General features: G+C 71.8%; 22 protein-coding genes and 1 tRNA gene. 12 read left to right on the forward strand and 11 right to left on the reverse strand.

The features are described 5' to 3' along the window. Nucleotides 1-3: 3 nt before the first annotated feature. Nucleotides 4-555: an FHA domain-containing protein gene (locus tag QE359_RS03675; RefSeq protein WP_070417452.1), complete on the reverse strand. Its 552-nt coding sequence runs from the start codon at nt 553-555 to the stop codon at nt 4-6. After that, nucleotides 552-1,232 carry a DUF3662 and FHA domain-containing protein gene (locus tag QE359_RS03680; RefSeq protein ID WP_309777649.1) on the reverse strand — a complete coding sequence of 227 codons (681 nt, stop codon included), beginning with the start codon at nt 1,230-1,232 and terminating at the stop codon, nt 552-554. Before QE359_RS03680 ends, QE359_RS03675 begins: the two co-directional genes overlap by 4 nt. 86 nt (nt 1,233-1,318) lie before the next feature. Here QE359_RS03680 and QE359_RS03685 point away from each other — a divergent pair. Beyond that, a tRNA-Leu gene (locus tag QE359_RS03685) sits at nt 1,319-1,405 on the forward strand. Between the two features lie 57 nt (nt 1,406-1,462). On the opposite strand, the gene QE359_RS03690 is transcribed toward QE359_RS03685, so the two are convergent. Next, nucleotides 1,463-1,903 carry a hypothetical protein gene (locus tag QE359_RS03690; protein WP_309777651.1) on the reverse strand — a complete coding sequence of 147 codons (441 nt, stop codon included), beginning with the start codon at nt 1,901-1,903 and terminating at the stop codon, nt 1,463-1,465. 86 nt (nt 1,904-1,989) lie between these two features. Here QE359_RS03690 and QE359_RS03695 point away from each other — a divergent pair, with 86 nt between their 5' ends. Then, nucleotides 1,990-2,658 carry an NUDIX domain-containing protein gene (locus QE359_RS03695; RefSeq protein ID WP_309777653.1) on the forward strand — a complete coding sequence of 223 codons (669 nt, stop codon included), beginning with the start codon at nt 1,990-1,992 and terminating at the stop codon, nt 2,656-2,658. Here the strand turns inward: QE359_RS03695 and QE359_RS03700 are convergent. Further along, nucleotides 2,624-3,265: a TetR family transcriptional regulator C-terminal domain-containing protein gene (locus tag QE359_RS03700; RefSeq protein ID WP_309777654.1), complete on the reverse strand. Its 642-nt coding sequence runs from the start codon at nt 3,263-3,265 to the stop codon at nt 2,624-2,626. The two genes, QE359_RS03695 and QE359_RS03700, sit on opposite strands and share 35 nt — an antisense overlap. Before the next feature lie 20 nt (nt 3,266-3,285). After that, nucleotides 3,286-4,818: a PucR family transcriptional regulator gene (locus tag QE359_RS03705; protein WP_309777655.1), complete on the reverse strand. Its 1,533-nt coding sequence runs from the start codon at nt 4,816-4,818 to the stop codon at nt 3,286-3,288. A 92-nt stretch (nt 4,819-4,910) separates the two neighbouring features. On the opposite strand from QE359_RS03705, the gene gabT reads away from it, so the two are divergent. From gabT to QE359_RS03720, 3 genes are read left to right on the forward strand one after another with little or no spacing between them, the layout of a single operon-like run. Beyond that, entirely contained in the window at nt 4,911-6,275 is a 1,365-nt protein-coding gene (gene gabT / locus QE359_RS03710) for a 4-aminobutyrate--2-oxoglutarate transaminase (protein ID WP_309777657.1), read from the forward strand. Beyond that, a complete protein-coding gene (locus tag QE359_RS03715; RefSeq protein ID WP_309777658.1) occupies nt 6,272-7,813 on the forward strand; it encodes an NAD-dependent succinate-semialdehyde dehydrogenase in 1,542 nt (513 codons plus the stop codon). The genes gabT and QE359_RS03715 overlap by 4 nt, the downstream gene beginning before the upstream one ends. Then, the gene (locus QE359_RS03720; RefSeq protein ID WP_309777661.1) at nt 7,810-9,180 is read left to right on the forward strand and encodes an NAD(P)/FAD-dependent oxidoreductase; all 1,371 of its coding nucleotides are present in this window, start codon (nt 7,810-7,812) and stop codon (nt 9,178-9,180) included. The genes QE359_RS03715 and QE359_RS03720 overlap by 4 nt, the downstream gene beginning before the upstream one ends. 57 nt (nt 9,181-9,237) lie before the next feature. On the opposite strand, the gene QE359_RS03725 is transcribed toward QE359_RS03720, so the two are convergent. After that, entirely contained in the window at nt 9,238-9,768 is a 531-nt protein-coding gene (locus tag QE359_RS03725; RefSeq protein WP_309777663.1) for a GNAT family N-acetyltransferase, read from the reverse strand. A 54-nt stretch (nt 9,769-9,822) separates the two neighbouring features. Between QE359_RS03725 and QE359_RS03730 the strand changes: the two genes are divergently transcribed. The 4 genes from QE359_RS03730 to QE359_RS03745 are packed head-to-tail and all read left to right on the forward strand — an operon-like array spanning nt 9,823 to nt 11,428. Continuing rightward, nucleotides 9,823-10,317, forward strand: coding sequence for a GNAT family N-acetyltransferase (locus QE359_RS03730; RefSeq protein ID WP_309777664.1), 495 nt, complete (start codon nt 9,823-9,825; stop codon nt 10,315-10,317). A 52-nt stretch (nt 10,318-10,369) separates the two neighbouring features. Continuing rightward, the gene (locus QE359_RS03735) at nt 10,370-10,522 is read left to right on the forward strand and encodes a hypothetical protein (protein WP_175475652.1); all 153 of its coding nucleotides are present in this window, start codon (nt 10,370-10,372) and stop codon (nt 10,520-10,522) included. 51 nt (nt 10,523-10,573) lie between these two features. Next, entirely contained in the window at nt 10,574-10,723 is a 150-nt protein-coding gene (locus QE359_RS03740; protein WP_309777666.1) for a hypothetical protein, read from the forward strand. A 27-nt stretch (nt 10,724-10,750) separates the two neighbouring features. After that, nucleotides 10,751-11,428, forward strand: coding sequence for a hypothetical protein (locus QE359_RS03745; RefSeq protein WP_309777668.1), 678 nt, complete (start codon nt 10,751-10,753; stop codon nt 11,426-11,428). Between the two features lie 31 nt (nt 11,429-11,459). Here the strand turns inward: QE359_RS03745 and QE359_RS03750 are convergent, their stop codons facing one another. Next, nucleotides 11,460-12,038, reverse strand: a complete 579-nt coding sequence (locus QE359_RS03750) for a TetR/AcrR family transcriptional regulator (RefSeq protein WP_309777670.1) — start codon at nt 12,036-12,038, stop codon at nt 11,460-11,462. Nucleotides 12,039-12,115: 77 nt separating this feature from the next. Between QE359_RS03750 and QE359_RS03755 the strand changes: the two genes are divergently transcribed. Then, on the forward strand, nt 12,116-12,850 hold the full coding sequence (locus QE359_RS03755) for an SDR family oxidoreductase (RefSeq protein ID WP_309777672.1): 735 nt from the start codon (nt 12,116-12,118) through the stop codon (nt 12,848-12,850). A 120-nt stretch (nt 12,851-12,970) separates the two neighbouring features. On the opposite strand, the gene QE359_RS03760 is transcribed toward QE359_RS03755, so the two are convergent. After that, complete coding sequence (locus QE359_RS03760; protein ID WP_309777674.1) at nt 12,971-13,423, reverse strand: hypothetical protein; 453 nt, start codon at nt 13,421-13,423, stop codon at nt 12,971-12,973. A gap of 71 nt (nt 13,424-13,494) precedes the next feature. Between QE359_RS03760 and QE359_RS03765 the strand changes: the two genes are divergently transcribed. Together QE359_RS03765 and glgX are read left to right on the forward strand one after the other, a co-directional pair. Continuing rightward, nucleotides 13,495-13,791, forward strand: coding sequence for a hypothetical protein (locus QE359_RS03765; protein ID WP_309777677.1), 297 nt, complete (start codon nt 13,495-13,497; stop codon nt 13,789-13,791). Between the two features lie 57 nt (nt 13,792-13,848). After that, nucleotides 13,849-15,867 (forward strand): glycogen debranching protein GlgX, encoded by a 2,019-nt coding sequence (gene glgX / locus QE359_RS03770; protein WP_309777679.1) that lies wholly within the window; start codon nt 13,849-13,851, stop codon nt 15,865-15,867. Between the two features lie 89 nt (nt 15,868-15,956). Here glgX and QE359_RS03775 read toward each other — a convergent pair whose 3' ends face one another. The 3 genes from QE359_RS03775 to QE359_RS03785 all read right to left on the reverse strand — a co-directional run bounded on the left by QE359_RS03775 (nt 15,957) and on the right by QE359_RS03785 (nt 18,092). Continuing rightward, nucleotides 15,957-16,361, reverse strand: a complete 405-nt coding sequence (locus QE359_RS03775) for a PIN domain-containing protein (protein ID WP_309777681.1) — start codon at nt 16,359-16,361, stop codon at nt 15,957-15,959. Next, nucleotides 16,358-16,588, reverse strand: coding sequence for a type II toxin-antitoxin system VapB family antitoxin (locus QE359_RS03780; protein WP_261645853.1), 231 nt, complete (start codon nt 16,586-16,588; stop codon nt 16,358-16,360). The genes QE359_RS03775 and QE359_RS03780 overlap by 4 nt, the downstream gene beginning before the upstream one ends. Nucleotides 16,589-16,706: 118 nt before the next feature. Then, nucleotides 16,707-18,092 (reverse strand): NAD-dependent succinate-semialdehyde dehydrogenase, encoded by a 1,386-nt coding sequence (locus QE359_RS03785; protein ID WP_309777683.1) that lies wholly within the window; start codon nt 18,090-18,092, stop codon nt 16,707-16,709. Between the last annotated feature and the right edge of the window lie 4 nt (nt 18,093-18,096).

The raw sequence follows: 18,096 nt of genomic DNA on the forward strand, positions 1-18,096 counted from the left end.
GGGTTACCGCCGCAGCTCGAACGTCGTCGTCCCGATCGTGATCGGCGTCCGCTCCGCGATGATCACGGGAACGGTCACCTTCTGACCGTTGACGAACGTGCCGTTCGTGGACTCGAGGTCGGTGAGGAGCCAGCCGTCGGCCCGGAGGTCGAGGCGGGCGTGGTTTGTGGACGTGTAGTCGTCGCGGATGACGACGTTGGACTCGCTCGACCGGCCGATCGTGATCGGGCCGCCACCGAGCGGCATCTCCATGCCCTCGCGCGAGCCCTCGGTGATCACGAGGCGGGTCGCAGCCGGCGTGGCGGACTGCTGCGCCCCCGTCGCTTGACCGATGAGGTCCGTGAAGGCACCGGCTGACGCGGCCGCCGGGGCCGCTGCTGCCGGCACCGCGGGGGTCGTCGGACCCGACGCACCGGCCTTCGGATCGGTGGGGATGGTGCGCACGCGTTGGCCGAACAGGTCGCTCCGCAGGGCGAAGACGATCACGAACACGAACAGCCAGAGCACCGCGAGGAACGCGAAGCGCAGGACGAGCAGGGTCAGCCCTGTGGTCACCTGGTACCTCCGTCGTTCTCGGGTATCACCCGGAACACCATACGGGTACGACCGATCTCGATCGTGGAATCCGGCTCCACGATGGCCTGCTGGAAGCGCTCACCGTTCAGTTTCGAGCCGTTCGTCGACCCGAGGTCGTTGGCCTGGGCGTGCTTGCCGTCCCAGATGACCTCGACGTGCTTGCGGCTCGTGCCGGTGTCGGCGACGGTGATGTCGGCGTCCGTCCCGCGACCGATCACGGTGCGACCGCGCTGCAGCTTGTGCCGCTGCGAACCGATGTCGAGCACCGCGACCCAGGCGACGTCGCGCTGGACCGTCGTCGAGTCGATCTGCAGGATCCCGGTGGAGAGGGTGCCGTCCTGCTGCAGGCGGATCGTCACCGGTCCGGAGAAGGAGTAGTTCTGCGCGACCGCGTGCTGCTGCACCATCTGCGAGAGCTCGTCGACGAGCGGCCGACCGATGTCGTTCATGCGCGTGTAGTCCGGCGGCGCGAGTCGCACCAAGAACTCGTTCGGCACGAGGATGCGTTCGCGGGAGACGACGGCTGCCTTGGTGTCGAGCTCGCGGCGGAGGGCGCTCGAGATCTCGACGGGCTGCACGCCGGAGCGGAAGGTCTTCGCGAACGCGCCGTTCACGGCGCGCTCCAGCCCTCGCTCGAAGCTGTCCAACAAGCCCATGGGTCTCCAGTGTTCTCGGTCGTCGACCTCTGCATGGTAGTGGTTGGCGTCTGGCAGCGTCTGTGCGTGGTAGTGTTCTCGGGCTGGCGCGAGTGGCGGAATTGGTAGACGCGCACGGTTCAGGTCCGTGTGCTGGAAACGGCGTGGGGGTTCAAGTCCCCCCTCGCGCACCAGACAACGCAAGAGGCCCCCGGAGAGATCCGGGGGCCTCTTCGCGTTCCGCGGCGGCGTCAGTCCCGAGGGCGGTCGGGATCCGTCGGCCTGGAGGCGCGGCTCGGCTCGGCACCGTCGGCGCGCCGGAAGAACGGGCGTGCGCTGGGCAGGAAGAGCAGCACCGCGGCGACGACCGAGACCAGGATCAGGACGGTGGACAGGCCCCCGTCGGTGATGCTCAGGACGGCACGGAGCGCTGCGATCGCCACGAGCACGATCCGGGCCACCGCGGAGCCGCGGAGCACCAGGATCGTCGCAGCGGCGACGGCGGCCCAGACGACGAACGACAGCACGAGTGCGAGGACGCCGCCGACCCCGGTCAGTCCCGACCCGGACGCCGAGACGACGACGGTGGAGACGACGCCGACGACCAGCCAGACGGCCCAGAGTACGACCGCCGTCCGGACGACCGGAGGCGGGGTCGGTCGGGAACGTCGCAGTTCGTCCGTCGTCGTCATGTGCTCCCCGTCCCCGCCGCTCCCTGGTGCGGCGTGACGATCGTACCGGCGGCCCGCCCGCGCCGGCGGGACGCTAGCGTGACGACGTGGACGACGCGCGCACGACCGAACCCCGACCCGGCACCACAGTCCCGGACGCCCGTGGTCGCACCGGACTCGACGCCGTCGGCCGCGACCTCGACCGCAACCCGGACGTGGTCGTCCGTGACGTCGAGGTCGTCTCGGACGGCTGGCACGTGCTCCGCCGGACGACGCTCGACGTGCGGCGCCGTGACGGTCGTTGGGACCGGCAGCAGCGCGAGACCTACGACCGCGGCAACGGTGCTGCCGTGCTGCCCCACGGCCCCGAGCGCGACACCGTGCTGCTCACCCGGCAGTTCCGCTGGCCCGCCTACGTCAACGGCCATCCGGACGGGATGCTCGTCGAGGCGGCGGCGGGCCTCCTCGACGAGGACGACCCGGAGACGGCCGTGCGGCGCGAGGCGGCGGAGGAGCTCGGCATCCGGCTCGGCAGCCTCACGAAGGTGTTCGACGCGTTCATGAGCCCCGGGTCCGTGACCGAGCGCGTGCACGGGTACGTCGGTGCCTACACGCCCGCCGACCTCGTGCACGCCGGCGGCGGGCTGGAGGACGAGGGCGAGGACATCGAGGTGCTCGAGCTTCCGTTGGACGAGGCCCTGGCGATGGTCGCGGACGGGCGCATCGCCGACGGCAAGACGATCATGCTCCTGCAGTGGGTGGCCCTGCAGCGCTGAGGGCAGCGGCGTCCAGCCCGACGGCGTGGGCGATCGTCGTGCGGACGAGGCCCTCGCGCGTCGGCCGGTCGAGGTAGTCCACGAGGGCGTACCCGTTCGTGGCGTCCACGAGCGCGAACAGCAGCCGGCCGACCGCGTCCGGGTCGTCGGTGCGCATGACCCCGTCGCGGACGCCGTCGCGGACCACCCCGGTCGCGAGCGCCTGCCAGTCGTCCATGACGTCGCGCGCGGCGGTGGCGAGCGCACCGTTGGTCCGGCCGAGGCTCCACGCGTCGGCCCAGAGCGCGGCGACGTCGTCCCGGGTGGGGTCGGCGATGCAGGCCAGCAGGATCCCCAGGCGTGCGGTCGGGTCGGACCGTTCGTGCACGATCCGGCGGACCTCGGCCACCTCGGCGCTCGCGACGGTGCGGAAGGTGTCGCCGACGAGGTCCTCCATCACCGGACGGTAGTGCGCCACGAGCGAGGGCGCCACGCCGATTGCTGCGGCCACGCCCCGCAGGGTCACGGCGGCGAGGCCCTCGGCGCGGGCGACGGCGACGGCCGCGTCGGCGATCTGGGCCTCCCGCTCGGCCGGGCTCAGGCGCCGGCGGGTCGGAGTGGTCGGCACGACGCCAGCCTAGGCGCGCCTCACGCGCCCTCGACGACGAACGCCGCCCAGAGGTCGGCGCGGGTGGCGAACACCGACAGGTCCCGTTCGAGCAGCCGTCCCGCGTGCTCGACCCGCGCGCGGGCGGTGTGCCGGTGGATGCCGAGTGCCTGGGCGGTGCGGTCGTACTCGCAGTTCTGCTCGAGCCAGGTCCGTACTGTGCGGGTCAGCTCGGTGCCGGCCGTCCGGTCGTGGTCGAGCAGGGGAGCGAGGAACGCGCGGGCGACGGCACCGGCGTCGACGTCCACGTGGGCCAGGTGGGCGAGCACCCCCTCGCGGGCGAGGTCGCCGAACTCGGTGGTGCCGGGTCGCCCCTCGCGCCGGCGGTCGAGTGCCTGCACCGCCTCGGTCCGCGCACGGCCGAAGTACCGGTACGAGGCGCCGTCGGAGAGCCCGGCGTGCAGGTCGAAGCGGTCCACGAGTTCCTCGACGATCGCGGTGTCCTCGGCGCCGACGCAGAGGAACAGCTCGTCGTCCGCCGCGAAGAAGAGCCGGCCGGGGCGGTCCTGCACCCACAGCTCGAGCCAATCGACGACGGTGTCGAGGTCCTGGTCGGGGACGTCGACGGCGGCGATCCGGACGGGTTCGGCCGGCAGCGGTCCCCACACTTCGCGCGAGGTCGTGTCCACGACGGCGGGGTCGCCCACCGACAGCATGGTGAGGAGCCCGGTGCGGAGGAGCCCGCGCGCACGGGCGAGTTCGCGGTTCTGCTGCAGTGCGAGTCCGGCCAGGGCGATCACGGCGGTGACGACCTCGCGGCCGGCCCGGTCGAGCGCGCCGCCGTTCGCGATGGCGAGCACGCCGCTGAGGTGGCCGCCGCTGCCGAGTGTCTGCAGCGAGAACCCGGTGCGGTGCTCGGTCGTCACGGGCAGGCTCGCCCGCTGGCCGGCTCGGAGGAGTCGGAGCGCCTCGGTCCGGAGCACCTCGAGGTCCTCGGCGGGGACACCGTCGGCCGGGTGACCGCGATCGAGCCGTCCGGAGACGTCGAAGAGGCCGACCCACCCGTCGAGCTGCCGGGACAGCTCGGCGATGGTCGCCCCGAGGCCGTCGGGTCGCATGGCCGCGAGCGAGATGGCCCGCTGCGCGGCGAGGGCCCAGGCGTTGCGGGCGTTGGCGTCACGGGCGACGGCGTCCGCGTTCGCCTGCGCGACGGCGATGAAGGAGGTCTCGTACGGGACCTCGAAGAGTGCGAGCCCCTGCTCGGTACAGGCGTCGACGAGCTGCGGCGGGGTGCCGGTGCGCACGACCTCGTCCCCGAAGCCGAGCGCGACGACGCCCCGGCGCAGCAGTCGGGCGACGTAGGCGTCCGTGACCGCCGCCGTGACCTCGGTGTCGTCGCCGAACTGCGTGCCGGTGGTGAGCAGCCCCTGCCCGTCGGCGAGGAACGGCGTCGGGTCCTCGAGGTCGGAGCTGTGCAACCAGGAGAGCGGCGCATCGAGGGCTGCGTCGGTGGCCGTCAGGAGCCGGAGCCGCAGGTCGGCGCGGTGGAGCAGGGAGCGCAGGGTCGCGGGCATGGGTGCACCCTATCCGCTGCGTCGATCGAGGTGACCACCGGTGTACACGGTGGACAGCGGCGCCGCAGGGGAGTGGCTCCTACGATCGCGGCATGTCCTCCACCGTCGCACCCTCGACCAGCGCCGCCGCGGGCGGCCCCTCGCTGCCCCAGGAACGGCGGCTCGTCACGGAGGTGCCGGGCCCCCGCTCCCGAGCGCTCTTCGAACGCAAGGCCGCCGCCGTGGCGTCCGGCGTCGGGGTCGCGGTACCGATCGCCGTCGTCGCGGCCGGTGGCGGCGTGGTCGTCGACGCGGACGGCAACTCGTTCGTCGACCTCGGCTCCGGGATCGCGGTGACGAGTGTCGGCAACGCGCACCCGGGCGTGGTCGACGCCGTGCAGCAGCAGGTCCAGGCGTTCACGCACACCTGCTTCACCATCGCCGCCTACGACGGGTACGTCGAGGTCGCCGAGGCGCTCAACCGGCTCACCCCCGGCGACCACGAGAAGCGGAGCGCGCTCTTCAACTCCGGGGCCGAGGCGGTCGAGAACGCGGTGAAGATCGCCCGCAAGCACACCGGTCGGCAGGCGATCGTGGTGTTCGACCACGCCTACCACGGGCGGACGAACCTCACGATGGCGCTCACCGCGAAGAACCAGCCGTACAAGAACGGCTTCGGTCCCTTCGCGCCCGAGGTGTACCGCGTCCCGATGTCGTACCCGTTCCGCGACGGCGGACTGTCCGGTGCCGAGGCGGCGAAGCGGGCGATCAGCCAGATCGAGAAGCAGGTCGGCGCGGAGAACACCGCCGCGGTGCTCGTCGAGCCGATCCAGGGCGAGGGCGGCTTCGTCGTCCCGGCACCCGGGTTCCTCGCCGCGCTCTCGGAGTGGACCACCGCGAACGACGTCGTGTTCATCGCCGACGAGGTGCAGACCGGGTTCGCCCGCACCGGCGCCATGTTCGCGAGCGAGCACGAGGGCATCGTCCCCGACATCGTCACCACCGCCAAGGGCATGGCCGGCGGGATGCCGCTCTCCGCCGTCACCGGGCGCGCCGAGATCATGGACTCCGCCCACGTCGGCGGACTCGGCGGCACCTACGGCGGCAACCCCGTCGCGTGCGCCGCAGCACTCGCCGCGATCCACGCCTTCCAGCACGACGGCCTGGTCGAGCGCGCTGCCGAGATCGGCGACGTGCTGCTCGGACGACTCCGCACCGCACAGGCGACCGACCCCCGCATCGGCGACGTCCGTGGCCGCGGCGCCATGATCGCGATCGAACTCGTCGACCCGGCGACCGGGGAACCCGACGCCGCGCTCACCGGACGGGTCGTACGGTACGCGTACGAGCACGGCGTGATCGCCCTCACCGCGGGGACGTACGGCAACGTCCTCCGCTTCCTCCCCCCGCTCGCGATCGACGACGACCTGCTCCACGAGGGGCTCGACATCGTCCTGGAAGGACTCGCAGCAGCATGACCGACACCCAGCAGACCAGCCAGCAGACCACCCAGCAGGCCACCCAGCGCACCGACGCCGAACGCGAGCTGCTCGCGAAGGTCCCCACGGGCCTCCTGGTCGACGGCACCTGGCGACCGGCAGCCGACGGCGGCACGTTCGGCGTCGTCGACCCCGCCACCGGAGAGACGCTCCTCGAGATCGCCGACGCAACCCCCGAAGACGGTGTCGCGGCCCTCGACGCCGCCGAAGCGGCGAAGCACGGCTGGGCGACGACTCCGCCGCGCGAGCGAGCCGAGGTCCTGCGCCGCGCCTTCGACCTGCTCCAGGAACGCCGCGCCGACTTCGCCCTCCTCATGACGCTGGAGATGGGGAAGCCGCTCGCCGAGGCGAACGGCGAGGTCACCTACGGCGGTGAGTTCCTCCGCTGGTTCTCCGAGGAGGCCGTCCGCATCGGCGGCTCCTACGGCACCAACCCCGAGGGCACCGGCCGTGCGATCGTCAGCCACAAGCCCGTCGGCCCGGCGTTCCTCATCACCCCGTGGAACTTCCCCCTCGCGATGGCCACCCGCAAGATCGCCCCCGCGCTCGCCGCCGGGTGCACGGTCGTCGTGAAGCCCGCCGAACTCACCCCGCTCACCACCCTGCTGTTCGCCGACCTGCTGGTCGAGGCGGGCGTGCCGGCCGGGGTCGTCAACGTCGTGCCCACCACGCACGCCGGTGCGCTGTCCGAGCCGATCATCGCCGACCCGCGACTCCGGAAGCTGTCGTTCACGGGATCGACGCCGGTCGGCCGGACCCTCCTCGCCCAGGCGGCGCAGAACGTGCTGCGGACGAGCATGGAGCTCGGCGGCAACGCCCCGTTCCTCGTGTTCGCCGACGCGGACCTCGACCTCGCCGTCGAGGGGGCGCTCGCCGCGAAGTTCCGGAACACCGGGCAGGCGTGCACCGCGGCCAACCGGTTCCTCGTGCACGAGGACGTCGCCGAGGAGTTCGCCAGCCGCCTCACCGACCGCGTCGCGGCCATGTCCGTCGGCCGCGGGACCGAGGACGGCGTTGCCATCGGCCCGCTCATCGACCAGCGCGCCGTCGACAAGGCGCACCGACTCGTCACCGACGCCCTCGACCGCGGAGCGACCCTCCGGACCGGCGGCCACCCCGTCGACGGCCCCGGCACGTTCTACGCGCCCACCGTGATCACCGACGTGCAGCCCGGCAGCGACCTGCTCCGCGACGAGATCTTCGGACCGGTCCTGGCGATCCGGACGTTCTCGACCGAGGACGAGGCGATCGACGCGGCGAACGACACCGAGTACGGCCTCGTCGGCTACGCGTTCACCGAGGACCCCGCGCGCGGACAGCGCCTCACGGAACGGCTCGAGACGGGCATGCTGGGGCTCAACACCGGCGTCGTCTCGAACGCGTCGGCACCGTTCGGCGGGGTCAAGCAGTCCGGCCTCGGACGCGAGGGCGGCGGCGAGGGCATCGCCGAGTACCTCGAGACCATGTACACGCTGACGCCCGACCCGTTCGGGCGCACGAAGGGAGCGCAGCGATGACCATCGAGAAGGACGTCGTCGTCATCGGCGCCGGGGTCACCGGCCTCATCGCCGCGAACCGCCTCGTCGCCGAGGGGAAGCGCGTGGCCGTGCTCGAGGCCCGCGACCGCGTCGGTGGCCGCACGTGGACCAACGACATCGAGGGCGTCACCCTCGAGATCGGCGGCCAGTGGGTCTCCCCGGACCAGACCGCCCTGCTCGAGACCCTCGACGAACTCGGACTCGAGACGTACGACCGCTACCGCGAGGGCTCCAGCGTCTACATCGACGAGCACGGCACCCGCACCGAGTACACCGGCGACATCTTCCCGCTCCCGGAGGCCACCGCCGCCGAGATCGAACGGCTCGTCGCCGTCGTCGACGAGTACGTGGCGACGGTCGACCCGGCACGCCCCTGGGAAGCGCCCCACGCCGCCGCGCTCGACGAGACCTCGTTCCGCGCCTGGCTGCACACGCTGAGCGACGACCGGGTCGCGACCGACAACGTCGAGCTCTTCATCGCCGGCGCCATGCTGACCAAGCCCGCACACGCCTTCTCGGCGCTGCAGGCCCTGCTCATGGCCGCCTCGGCCGGGAGCTTCTCGAACCTCGTCGACGCCGACTTCATCCTCGACAAGCGCGTCGTCGGCGGCATGCAGCAGGTGTCCGAGCGGCTCGCCGCCCGGCTCGGTGCGGACGTCCACCTGAACGCCCCGGTGCGCACCCTGCGCTGGGACGACGAGGGCGTCACAGCGCTCGCCGACGGCGGCATCGAGGTCCGCGCTCGCCAGGCACTCGTGGCCGTCCCGCCGCCCCTGTACTCCCGCATCTCGTACGAGCCGCCGCTGCCGCGTCGCCAGCACCAGCTGCACCAGCACCTGTCGATGGGGTTCGTCATCAAGGTGCACGCCGTCTACGACCGGCCGTTCTGGCGCGGCGCCGGGCTGTCCGGCACCGCGTTCAGCCCGTACGAGCTCGTGCACGAGGCGTACGACAACACCTCGTACGGGCAGGAGCAGGGCACGCTCGTCGGATTCGTGTCCGACCAGCACGCCGACGACGTCTTCGCCCTCTCGGCCGAGGAGCGCAAGGCCCGCGTGCTCGACTCGCTCGCGCACTACTACGGCGACGAGGCGCGCCGACCGGTCGTCTACTACGAGAGCGACTGGGGTACCGAGGAGTGGACCCGTGGCGCCTACGCGGCGAGCTTCGACCTGGGCGGCCTCGTCCGGTACGGCGCCGATCAGCGCGCTGCCGTCGGCCCGATCCGGTTCGCGTCGAGCGACCTCGCCGGGCACGGGTACCAGCACGTGGACGGGGCGGTGCGGATGGGCCGCGAAGCGGCGGCCGAGATCCTCGCCTCGTTGCCGCAGCCGGCGGTGCAGTAGACCCACGCCGAGACGGACGGGAGGCGCGGTGCGGGCTGGCACCGCGCCTCCCGTCCGTCATCGGTGTGGGTCCAGGCCGTCCGCCTCCGTCAGGGAGGCGACCATCTGGACGCGGCGAGCGTACCGGTCGAGCCCGAGCCGTGCCTCGGTCGCCACCAGCCCGTCGTCGAACGGCGACGACGGTGCTTGCTCGACGAACCCGGCGGTCGCGTAGAAGGGGGCGTTCCAGGGCACGTCCGCGTAGGTCCGGAGCGTGATGGCCTCGTGACCGCGCGCTCGGGCCTCGTCCTTCGCCGCCTCGACCAGCGCTCGACCGAGACCCTGCCGCGCGTGTCCGGGCGTCACCGAGAGCTGCTCCAGGTGGCAGACGCCGTCCCGCTCGAGCACGTGGACGAAACCCGCCGGCCCGCCGTCGTCGCCCTCGACGACCAGCAGGAAGCCCGGCTCGGCGAGCCGCTCGGTGCCGGTCGGTGCCGGAGGCCACGTCTCCGGACGGAAGCGGTCGTCGAACAGCCGGTCGGCCTCGTTCTCGATCTGCTCGATCGCGGGAGCGTCCTCAGGTCGGGCGAAGCGGATGCGTCGGTGCACGAGGCGAGCCTACGGTCCGGGTCGGCCTCCCTGCGCTGCCGGTACGGTCGTCCCATGGGAGACCCGCACGACGAGGCCGTGACGATCCGCCCGGCGACGACCGCCGACGCCGAGGGCATCGCCAGGGTGCACACCGCATCATGGCGCGAGACCTACGGCCGGTTCGTGGACGACCCGGACACCGACCCGTGGTTCGACCTCGGCCGGCGACTCGACATGTGGCGCGCGAACCTCGCCCAGGGGACGTTCGCGACCGTGGTGGCCGACAGCGCTGACGGGATCGTCGGCTTCGCCGCGGTGGAGGCGACGACCGAGCCCGACGCCGTCCGACCCGAGGAACTCACGATGCTGTACGTGCTCGGGCGCGCCCACGGCGACGGCAGCGGTCAAGCGCTGCTCGACGCGGTCCTCGGTGACCGTCCGGCATCGCTGTGGGTCGCCGAGGACAACCCGCGTGCGCACGCCTTCTACCGACGGAACGGATTCGTCCCGGACGGCGCCACGTCGAGCTTCGGCCCGATCGGCTCCACCGTGCGGCTCGTCCGCTGACCGACGCCCGTCCTGGACGGACACCGGACGCAGCGCGCGTACGGTCCGGGACATGAGCGACACCAGCGGAACCAGCGACCCCACCGACGCCGAGCGGCAGTACACCGAGGACCTGCCGGACGGCTCGCCCTCGGGCGACGCCACGAAGGACCCGGAGCAGGACAGCGACCACGACTCGGGCGGCGAGCCGGCGGACCCGCAGTAGTCCGCCCTGGTCGTCTCGCGCGGCGTCGGCGGCCCCTGCGATGATCGTGGCATGGACGAGACGACCGCTGCGGCGATCAGTGCGGTGGCCGCGGCGGTGAGTGTCCCGGTGGCGGTCGCGTCTGCCGTCGTCGCATGGCGGGCGGGTCGGGCGGCCAAGCGCGCGGCGGATCAGCAGAACCAGCTCGGGCACGCTGCGTGAGTCGGCTCCTGGCAACCGACCGTCGACATGGTGCTCGACGCGGTCACGTACCGGTGGGCGACCGACACCGAGGTCTGGGAGTCCGGCGCCCAGACGGACCCCGGCCTCGTTCCGGGCGAGGGCGTCTCGCCGCAACGAGCACGTGACGAGCGCCTGCACGTCGAGGTGGTGGTCTCGGGACGCCTCGTCAACCACTCATCGCGTGAGGTGCTGGCGACCGCACACGCACTTCGTCGTCGGCAGGTGCGGTTCCCGTTGCGGAACCAGGGGGTGTTCCTGGTGGACGGCGTCGACCGCCACCAGGCCGTGGTCGCTGCGAACTCGACCATCGCCTTCCGGTGGATCGACCGGCTCCCGGTGGACGATTGGCTGCAGCACCTCGCCGCCTCCGACCGGTGGCCGGCCTTCGACGTGCCGATCCGGCTCCGGCGCCGTGGGCGGACGGATTCGCTGCAGTCCGGAGGGTTCCGCGTCGTGTTGGACAGTCGGGCCGCCGAGCGGGTCTCCGAGGTCTGGACGGCGATCCTCGAGCGCCCAGCGGTCCGGCCGTGCGGTCGGGACGACCGGGACGAGCTGCTGTGGGTTCCGGCCGGGTCTGCTTCCGCCCCCATCGACGACGACGTCATCCGGTACCGGTGCGCTGCCGACAGCACGCTGGCACAGCTCCGGCCGCCGAGGCTGCGTCTCGTGCCGGGTCGACTCTGACCCCGGGTGCTGTCCGGCGGATCCCGCCCGGTCAGGCGCCGACGAGCCGTTCGGCAGCCGCCCGCGCCGCCGCTGCCCAGGGCCGCGACGGATCAGCCTGCGCGCTCGCCATCGCGCCGTCGTAGAGCAGGCAGAGCTGCAGCGCCGTGCCGTCCGGATCGGCTGCGTCGGCCTCCGCGAGCAGTGACGTGAAGAGTCCCCGGACCCACGTGCGGTGCTCGAGCGTCACCTCGTGCGTGGGGTGCCCGGCGCCGTACTCCGCCTCGACGTTGATGAACGGGCAGCCCCGGTAGCCCGGGGCTACGAACCACTCCCCGAGCAGGTCGAACACCGCCAGGACGCGGTCGCGCGGCGTGCTCCCGCGCCCGGGGAGCTCGGCGGCGACGTGCTCCTGCCACGACCGGCTCCGTCCTTGCAGGTAGCCGAGCACGAGGTCGTCCTTCGTCCGGAAGTGCGTGTAGAGGCTCGCCTTCGAGATGTCCGCCTCGGCAGCGACCTGGTCCACCCCGACCGCGTGGATCCCCTGCTCGTAGAAGAGCCGGTCGGCCGTGGCGACCGCGCGCTCGTACGCGGGTCGGCGGCGGGTTCGGGAAGTCGACGTGTCGGACATGTTTTGACTTTACTGCACTGATCTGTACAGTTACCAGCGATTCAACCAAACCGATCTGTTCAGTTAGGACATCGACCATGACCACCACCGCCCTCGTCACCGGGTCCACCAGCGGCATCGGCCGCGCCACCGCCGAACGCCTCGCCGCGGAGGGGATGCACGTCGTCGTCTCCGGCCGGAACGCCGAGCGAGGTGACGAGGTCGTAGGGGGGATCCGTGCGGCCGGTGGCACGGCCGACTTCGTCCGGGCGGACCTGCGTGACGCCGCCAGCGCGAAGGAGCTCGCCGAGGCGGCGCTCGCGATCGGGGACGGCCGGGTCGACGTGCTCGTCAACAGCGCCGGGATCTTCCCCTTCGGCGCGACGGCTGACACCACCTCGGAAGGTTTCGACGAGGTCTACGACGTCAACGTGAAGGCGCCGTACTTCCTGGTCGCTGCGCTCGCTCCGGGCATGGCAGAGCGCGGCACGGGCGCCATCGTGAACGTCACGACGATGGTCGCCGAGTTCGGTGCGGCCGGCATGGGGCTGTACGGCTCGACGAAGGCGGCGCTCGTCCTGCTGACGAAGTCGTGGGCGGCTGAGTTCGGCCCCGCCGGCGTCCGCGTCAACGCCGTGAGCCCCGGTCCGACCCGCACCGAGGGCACGGCGGCGATGGGCGAGAGCCTCGACCAGCTCGCCGCTGCCGGTCCGGCCGGACGGCCGGGCACGGCCGGGGAGATCGCCGAGGCGATCGTCTTCCTCGCCACCGACGCGGCCTCCTTCGTGCACGGCGCGGTCCTGCCGGTGGACGGTGGCCGGATCGCGGTCTGACGCGACCCGCTGACGGACGGGAGGCGCGGTGTCAGCTCGCACCGCGCCTCCAGTCCTCCTGCGCCTCGTCCAGTCGCCACGAAGGACCCGGAGCAGGACAGCGTCTGGTCCGCGCCCTCGTCAGTCTGCGGCGCGGATGGGTTCACCGGTGTCCGGGTCCCAACCGACCACCCGCGGCTGCGCGACCCGGGCAGCAGGGCGCTGGCGTGGCGGGAAGTACCCGCGGGCAGCGGGCAGGTACGGCAAGAACGCGGCGACGGCACCCAGTACGCCGTTCGCGGTGGTGAGTCCGTACGGCGGCAGGAGGGCGCTGATGGCTCCGACCACACCGAGCACCGCCATCCAGAACCGTGCGCGTCCGGAGCCGCGGCCGACGCGCAGTGCACCGAACACGAACCAGCCGAGGATCGCCAGGCCGATGGCGACCGGCACGAGGCCCCAGGGGCCACCGGACGACACCGTTCCGGGCAGGTCCACGAGCCGTGTGACCAGGTCGCACGCGAACAGCACGAGCCACAGCACGACGGCAGCGGTCACGAGGACGGGGCGGGAGCGCGGGACACCGGTGGTCACGTGGTGATCCTAGGACCGGAGTTGCGCTGCGCACCACGCGTGGACGGTGCCGCTCGCACTACGATCGCGATGTGGACCCGAACGCGACCCCGCTCCGGAGCGGCCCTGCTGCGCCGACCCGGCTGACGGGCCAGCACGCCCTGCTGCTCGCGCTCGTGGCCATCGTGCAACTCGCGAGCAACGGTCTGTTCCCCGGCCTCGGGCTCGTGTTCCTCGCGCTGCTCGGGACGCCGTGGTTCCGTCGCCGGCCCGACCGGGTCGTACTGGTGCTCGGCGCTGCGCTGAGCCTCGCCCCCGTGGTGGTGATGCTGGTCGACCTCGTGTCCGGCGTCCAGGTCGGCGTCGAGTTCGGGTCGAGCCCCCGGTAACCGGAAGGGGTACGTCGGCGAGCCGGGGACACAGTCGCCGACCGGTAGAACGACGACATGACCACTTCTTCCCGCACCCCGCTCGGCGTGACACTCGTCGACGGCGGCGCGAACGTCGCTCTCTTCTCCAGCACCGCCGAGCGCGTCGAGTTCTGCCGGTTCGACGAGGACGGCACCGAACACCGCACCGAGCTCACGAACCGCACCGGCTACACCTTCCACGACGTCGTCCCGGACGTGACCGTGGGGACCCGCTACGGCTTCCGCGTCCACGGCGCATGGGACCCGGCGAAGGGCCTCCGTCACAACCCGGCGAAGCTGCTGCTCGACCCGTACGCCACCGCCGTCGACGGCACGTACGAGTGGGGCCAGGCGCTGTTCGGCCACGACATGCAGCACCCGGACCAGATCGACGAGACCGACTCGGCCGCTGCGATGCCGAAGTCCGTCGTCGCCGACCGCGACTTCGACTGGGGCGACGACGCGCGGCCCCGCACGGCCCTCGCCGACACGGTCGTGTACGAGGTCCACGTCAAGGGCTTCACGAAGCAGCACCCGGACGTGCCCGAGGAGATCCGCGGGACCTACGCCGGACTCGCGCACCCGGCGGCGATCAAGCACCTCACCGACCTCGGGGTGACCGCCGTCGAGCTGCTGCCGACGCACCAGTTCGTGCAGGACTCGACCCTCGCCGACAAGGGCCTCCGCAACTACTGGGGCTACAACAGCATCGGGTTCTTCGCCCCGCACGACGAGTACTCGTCGTCCGGCACCGCCGGCCAGCAGGTCGCCGAGTTCAAGGCGATGGTGCAGGCCCTGCACGCCGCCGGCCTCGAGGTCATCATGGACGTCGTCTACAACCACACGGCCGAGGGCAACCACATGGGCCCGACGCTCTCGTTCAAGGGCATCGACAACGAGTCGTACTACCGACTGGTCGAGGGCGACGAGGCGAACTACTTCGACACGACCGGCACGGGCAACAGCCTCAACGTGTCGCACCCCGCGGCGCTCGGCCTCGTCATGGACTCGCTCCGGTACTGGGTCGAGGAGATGCACGTCGACGGCTTCCGCTTCGACCTCGCGACGACGCTGACCCGTCAGGGCGGCGAGGCGGAGAAGCACTCGGCGTTCCTCGACATCATCCACCAGGACCCGGTGCTCCGCGAGGTGAAGATGATCGCCGAGCCGTGGGACACCGCCGGCTACCAGGTCGGCGGCTTCCCGGCGGACTGGTCGGAGTGGAACGGCAAGTACCGCGACGACCTGCGCGCGTTCTGGCGCGGCGACGCGGGCACCCTCGGTGACGCCGTGCAGCGCGTGCTCGGCAGCCCGGACGTCTACGAGGGCTCTCGGCGCTCCCCGCTGTGCTCGGTCGACTTCGTCACCGCCCACGACGGTTTCACCCTGGCGGACCTGACGATGTACGCCGAGAAGCACAACGAGGCGAACGGCGAGGACAACAACGACGGCGAGAGCGACAACACCTCGTTCAACGGCGGTGTCGAGGGCCCGACCGACGACGGCGTGGTGAACGACTACCGCAACCGGCAGCGCCGGAACTTCCTCGGCACGCTGCTGCTCTCGGCGGGCGTCCCGATGATCCTCGGCGGCGACGAGATCGCCCGGTCGCAGGGCGGCAACAACAACGCCTACTGCCAGGACGACGAGATCTCGTGGTTCGACTGGGCCGCGGCCGACCGGGACCTGCTGGCCTTCACGACCGAGGCGATCGCCTTCCGTCGGGAGCACGTGTCACTGCGTCCCGAGTGGTACCGCACGGCTCCCGGCGACTCGGAGTCCACGGTCGACGTGCTCCGTGCCGACGCGAAGGGATTCGACGACGCCGACTGGGCGGACGGCGGCAACCGGGCGGTCATGCTCGTCCTGCAGCAGGGCGACGACACCGTGGCGGTGCTGCTCAACGCGTCGGAGACCACCGTCGAGTTCACCCTGCCGGAGAAGCCGGGTGGCGGGCGCTGGTCCCTCGGGCTGTCGAGCGACCCGGACCAGGCCGTCGGCGACGACGCGTCGACCGTGCTGGTGCGCGACGCGTCGTTCACGGCGCTGGTCTGATCGCTCGGGCGACCATCTGACGGATGGGAGGCGCGGTGCCGGCTGGCACCGCGCCTCCCGTCATGCGGGAGCAGTGCGGTCGCGCCCGCTCACCGCTCCGGCAGGTACTCGTGCCGGAAGTCCGGCACGACGGCAGCGATGTGGTCGTAGTCGCGGTCAGCCGTGAGCACGATCGCCTCGTTCGCGATCGCGTACGCGGCGATCAGCGAGTCGACCGCTCCGGCGCCACGGACGTACCCGCCGTTCCACAGTGCGCTCTGCAGCGTGAGGACGTCGGCTGCGCTCGGGTGCTCCTCGGCGGGGAAGAACACCTCCATGTCGCGTCGGAACTCCGCATGCTCAGCCGCATCGCGTGCGGAGAAGCAGTACTCGAGCACCTGCGGCGGGCACGTGAGGATGAGGTCCTGCGTCGACACCGCACGGAGTCGTGTCGCGATGGCGGGATGACGCCCGGCTTTCCACCACACCGAGTTGTCGACGATGTACGCGCTCACGCCTCGTCCGAGGGCACTCCCGGTGCGGAGTAGTGCTCGACGGGGGCACCCGTCTGTTCGTCGGTGAACGTCCGGCCCACGATCCGCTCGACGGCGTCGGGCTGGCGCCGCACCGCGATGAGCGTCTGCAGCGCGCGGTTCACGACGTCGCGGTTCGTGCGTGCGCCCGTGAGCTCCTTGGCGGTGTCGAGCACCGCCTGGTCGAGGTCGATCGTCGTGACGGTCATCGTGTCCGCTCCTTCCGTGGGTGCAGACCACGACTATACACCCGCTTATATAACGGACGGGAGGCGCGGTGCCGGCGGCACCGCGCCTCCCGTCCGTCCGTGGGCCGGGTCCAGGGTGTCAGCCGCCGATGCGGATCAGCTTCTTGTTGACGAACTCGTCGGCCCCGAGCGGGCCGAGCTCGCGGCCGAAGCCGCTCGCCTTGACGCCGCCGAAGGGGAGCTCCGGGCTGTCCGCGCCGACGATGTTCACGTAGACCATCCCGGCCTCGATGCGATCGGCGACCCGCAGTGCCTGCTCGGCGTCGGTCGTGAAGAGGTACGAGCCGAGGCCGTACGGGGTGTCGTTCGCGATCGTGATCGCGGCGTCCTCGTCCTCGACCCGGTAGACGGCGGCGACGGGGCCGAAGAACTCCTCGCGGTACGCGTCGTTGTCGGGCGTGACGCCGGTCAGGACCGTCGGGGTGAAGGCGTTCCCCTGACGCTGGCCGCCGGTGACGACGGTGGCGCCCTGGGCGGTGGCCGCTGCGAGCTGCTCCTGCAACCGGTCGGCAGCGGCGGGGGAGGACAGCGGACCGAGCTCGGCACCGGGCGTGGTCGGGTCGGTGGGCGAGACCGCGGCCATCGCGTCGGTGAACTTCGCCAGGAAGTCGTCGTACAGGTGGTCGGCGACGAGGAAGCGCTTCGCGGCGTTGCAGACCTGGCCGTTGCCCTCGAGGCGGGTGGCGACGGCTGATTCGACCACGGCGTCGAGGTCGTCGGTCGACAGCAGGATGAACGGGTCCGAGCCGCCGAGCTCGAGGACGACCTTGGTGAGGTTGCGGCCGGCGATCTCGGCGACGGCGGCACCGGCGCGTGCGGAGCCGGTGAGGGAGACGCCCTGGACGCGCGGGTCGGCGATGACGTCGGCCGCCTGGTCGTTCGTGGCGAAGACGTTCGTGTACGCGCCCTCGGGGAAGCCCGCGTCGTGGAAGACCTGCTCGATCGCGAGTGCGGACTCCGGGCACTGCGGGGCGTGCTTGAGCAGGACGGTGTTGCCGATGACGAGGTTCGGACCGGCGAACCGGGCGATCTGGTACGCGGGGAAGTTCCACGGCATGATGCCGAGCAGGACGCCGATCGAGGACTTCCGGATGAACGCACTGCCCTCGCTGCCGTCCGCCAGGGTGATCGGCTGGTCGGCGAGGAACTCCTCGGCGTGGTCGGCGTAGTAGTCGTAGATGTCGGCGCAGAAGTCGACCTCGCCCACGGCCTGGTCGATCGGCTTCGCCATCTCGCGGACGATCGTGGCGGCGAGGTCGTCCCGACGCTCCCGGTACAGCTCGGCGACGCGGTGCAGCAGCGCGGCGCGGTCGGCGACGGTACTCGTGCGCGACCACTGGGCGTGCGTGCGGTCGGCGGTGTCGATCGCCGCGCGGAGCTCCTCGTCGGTGATCGTCGGGAACGTGGCGAGGGTCTGGCCTGTGGCCGGGTCGGTGACCGCGTAGACGGTACCCGTGTCGTTCATCGTG

This window comes from Curtobacterium sp. SORGH_AS_0776, assembly GCF_031453355.1.
Lineage (GTDB): Bacteria > Actinomycetota > Actinomycetes > Actinomycetales > Microbacteriaceae > Curtobacterium.

What these genes read in the sequence shown, in the direction of transcription:
- QE359_RS03730 (WP_309777664.1), top strand. Translation starts at nt 9,823, where the DNA reads ATGGGAGACCCGCACGACGAGGCCGTGACGATCCGCCCGGCGACGACC.
- QE359_RS03780 (WP_261645853.1), bottom strand. Translation starts at nt 16,588, where the DNA reads ATGACCGTCACGACGATCGACCTCGACCAGGCGGTGCTCGACACCGCC.
- QE359_RS03720 (WP_309777661.1), top strand. Translation starts at nt 7,810, where the DNA reads ATGACCATCGAGAAGGACGTCGTCGTCATCGGCGCCGGGGTCACCGGC.
- QE359_RS03750 (WP_309777670.1), bottom strand. Translation starts at nt 12,038, where the DNA reads ATGTCCGACACGTCGACTTCCCGAACCCGCCGCCGACCCGCGTACGAG.
- QE359_RS03745 (WP_309777668.1), top strand. Translation starts at nt 10,751, where the DNA reads ATGGTGCTCGACGCGGTCACGTACCGGTGGGCGACCGACACCGAGGTC.
- QE359_RS03690 (WP_309777651.1), bottom strand. Translation starts at nt 1,903, where the DNA reads ATGACGACGACGGACGAACTGCGACGTTCCCGACCGACCCCGCCTCCG.
- QE359_RS03680 (WP_309777649.1), bottom strand. Translation starts at nt 1,232, where the DNA reads ATGGGCTTGTTGGACAGCTTCGAGCGAGGGCTGGAGCGCGCCGTGAAC.
- QE359_RS03735 (WP_175475652.1), top strand. Translation starts at nt 10,370, where the DNA reads ATGAGCGACACCAGCGGAACCAGCGACCCCACCGACGCCGAGCGGCAG.
- QE359_RS03755 (WP_309777672.1), top strand. Translation starts at nt 12,116, where the DNA reads ATGACCACCACCGCCCTCGTCACCGGGTCCACCAGCGGCATCGGCCGC.
- QE359_RS03785 (WP_309777683.1), bottom strand. Translation starts at nt 18,092, where the DNA reads ATGAACGACACGGGTACCGTCTACGCGGTCACCGACCCGGCCACAGGC.
- glgX (WP_309777679.1), top strand. Translation starts at nt 13,849, where the DNA reads ATGACCACTTCTTCCCGCACCCCGCTCGGCGTGACACTCGTCGACGGC.
- QE359_RS03740 (WP_309777666.1), top strand. Translation starts at nt 10,574, where the DNA reads ATGGACGAGACGACCGCTGCGGCGATCAGTGCGGTGGCCGCGGCGGTG.
- QE359_RS03705 (WP_309777655.1), bottom strand. Translation starts at nt 4,818, where the DNA reads ATGCCCGCGACCCTGCGCTCCCTGCTCCACCGCGCCGACCTGCGGCTC.
- gabT (WP_309777657.1), top strand. Translation starts at nt 4,911, where the DNA reads ATGTCCTCCACCGTCGCACCCTCGACCAGCGCCGCCGCGGGCGGCCCC.
- QE359_RS03715 (WP_309777658.1), top strand. Translation starts at nt 6,272, where the DNA reads ATGACCGACACCCAGCAGACCAGCCAGCAGACCACCCAGCAGGCCACC.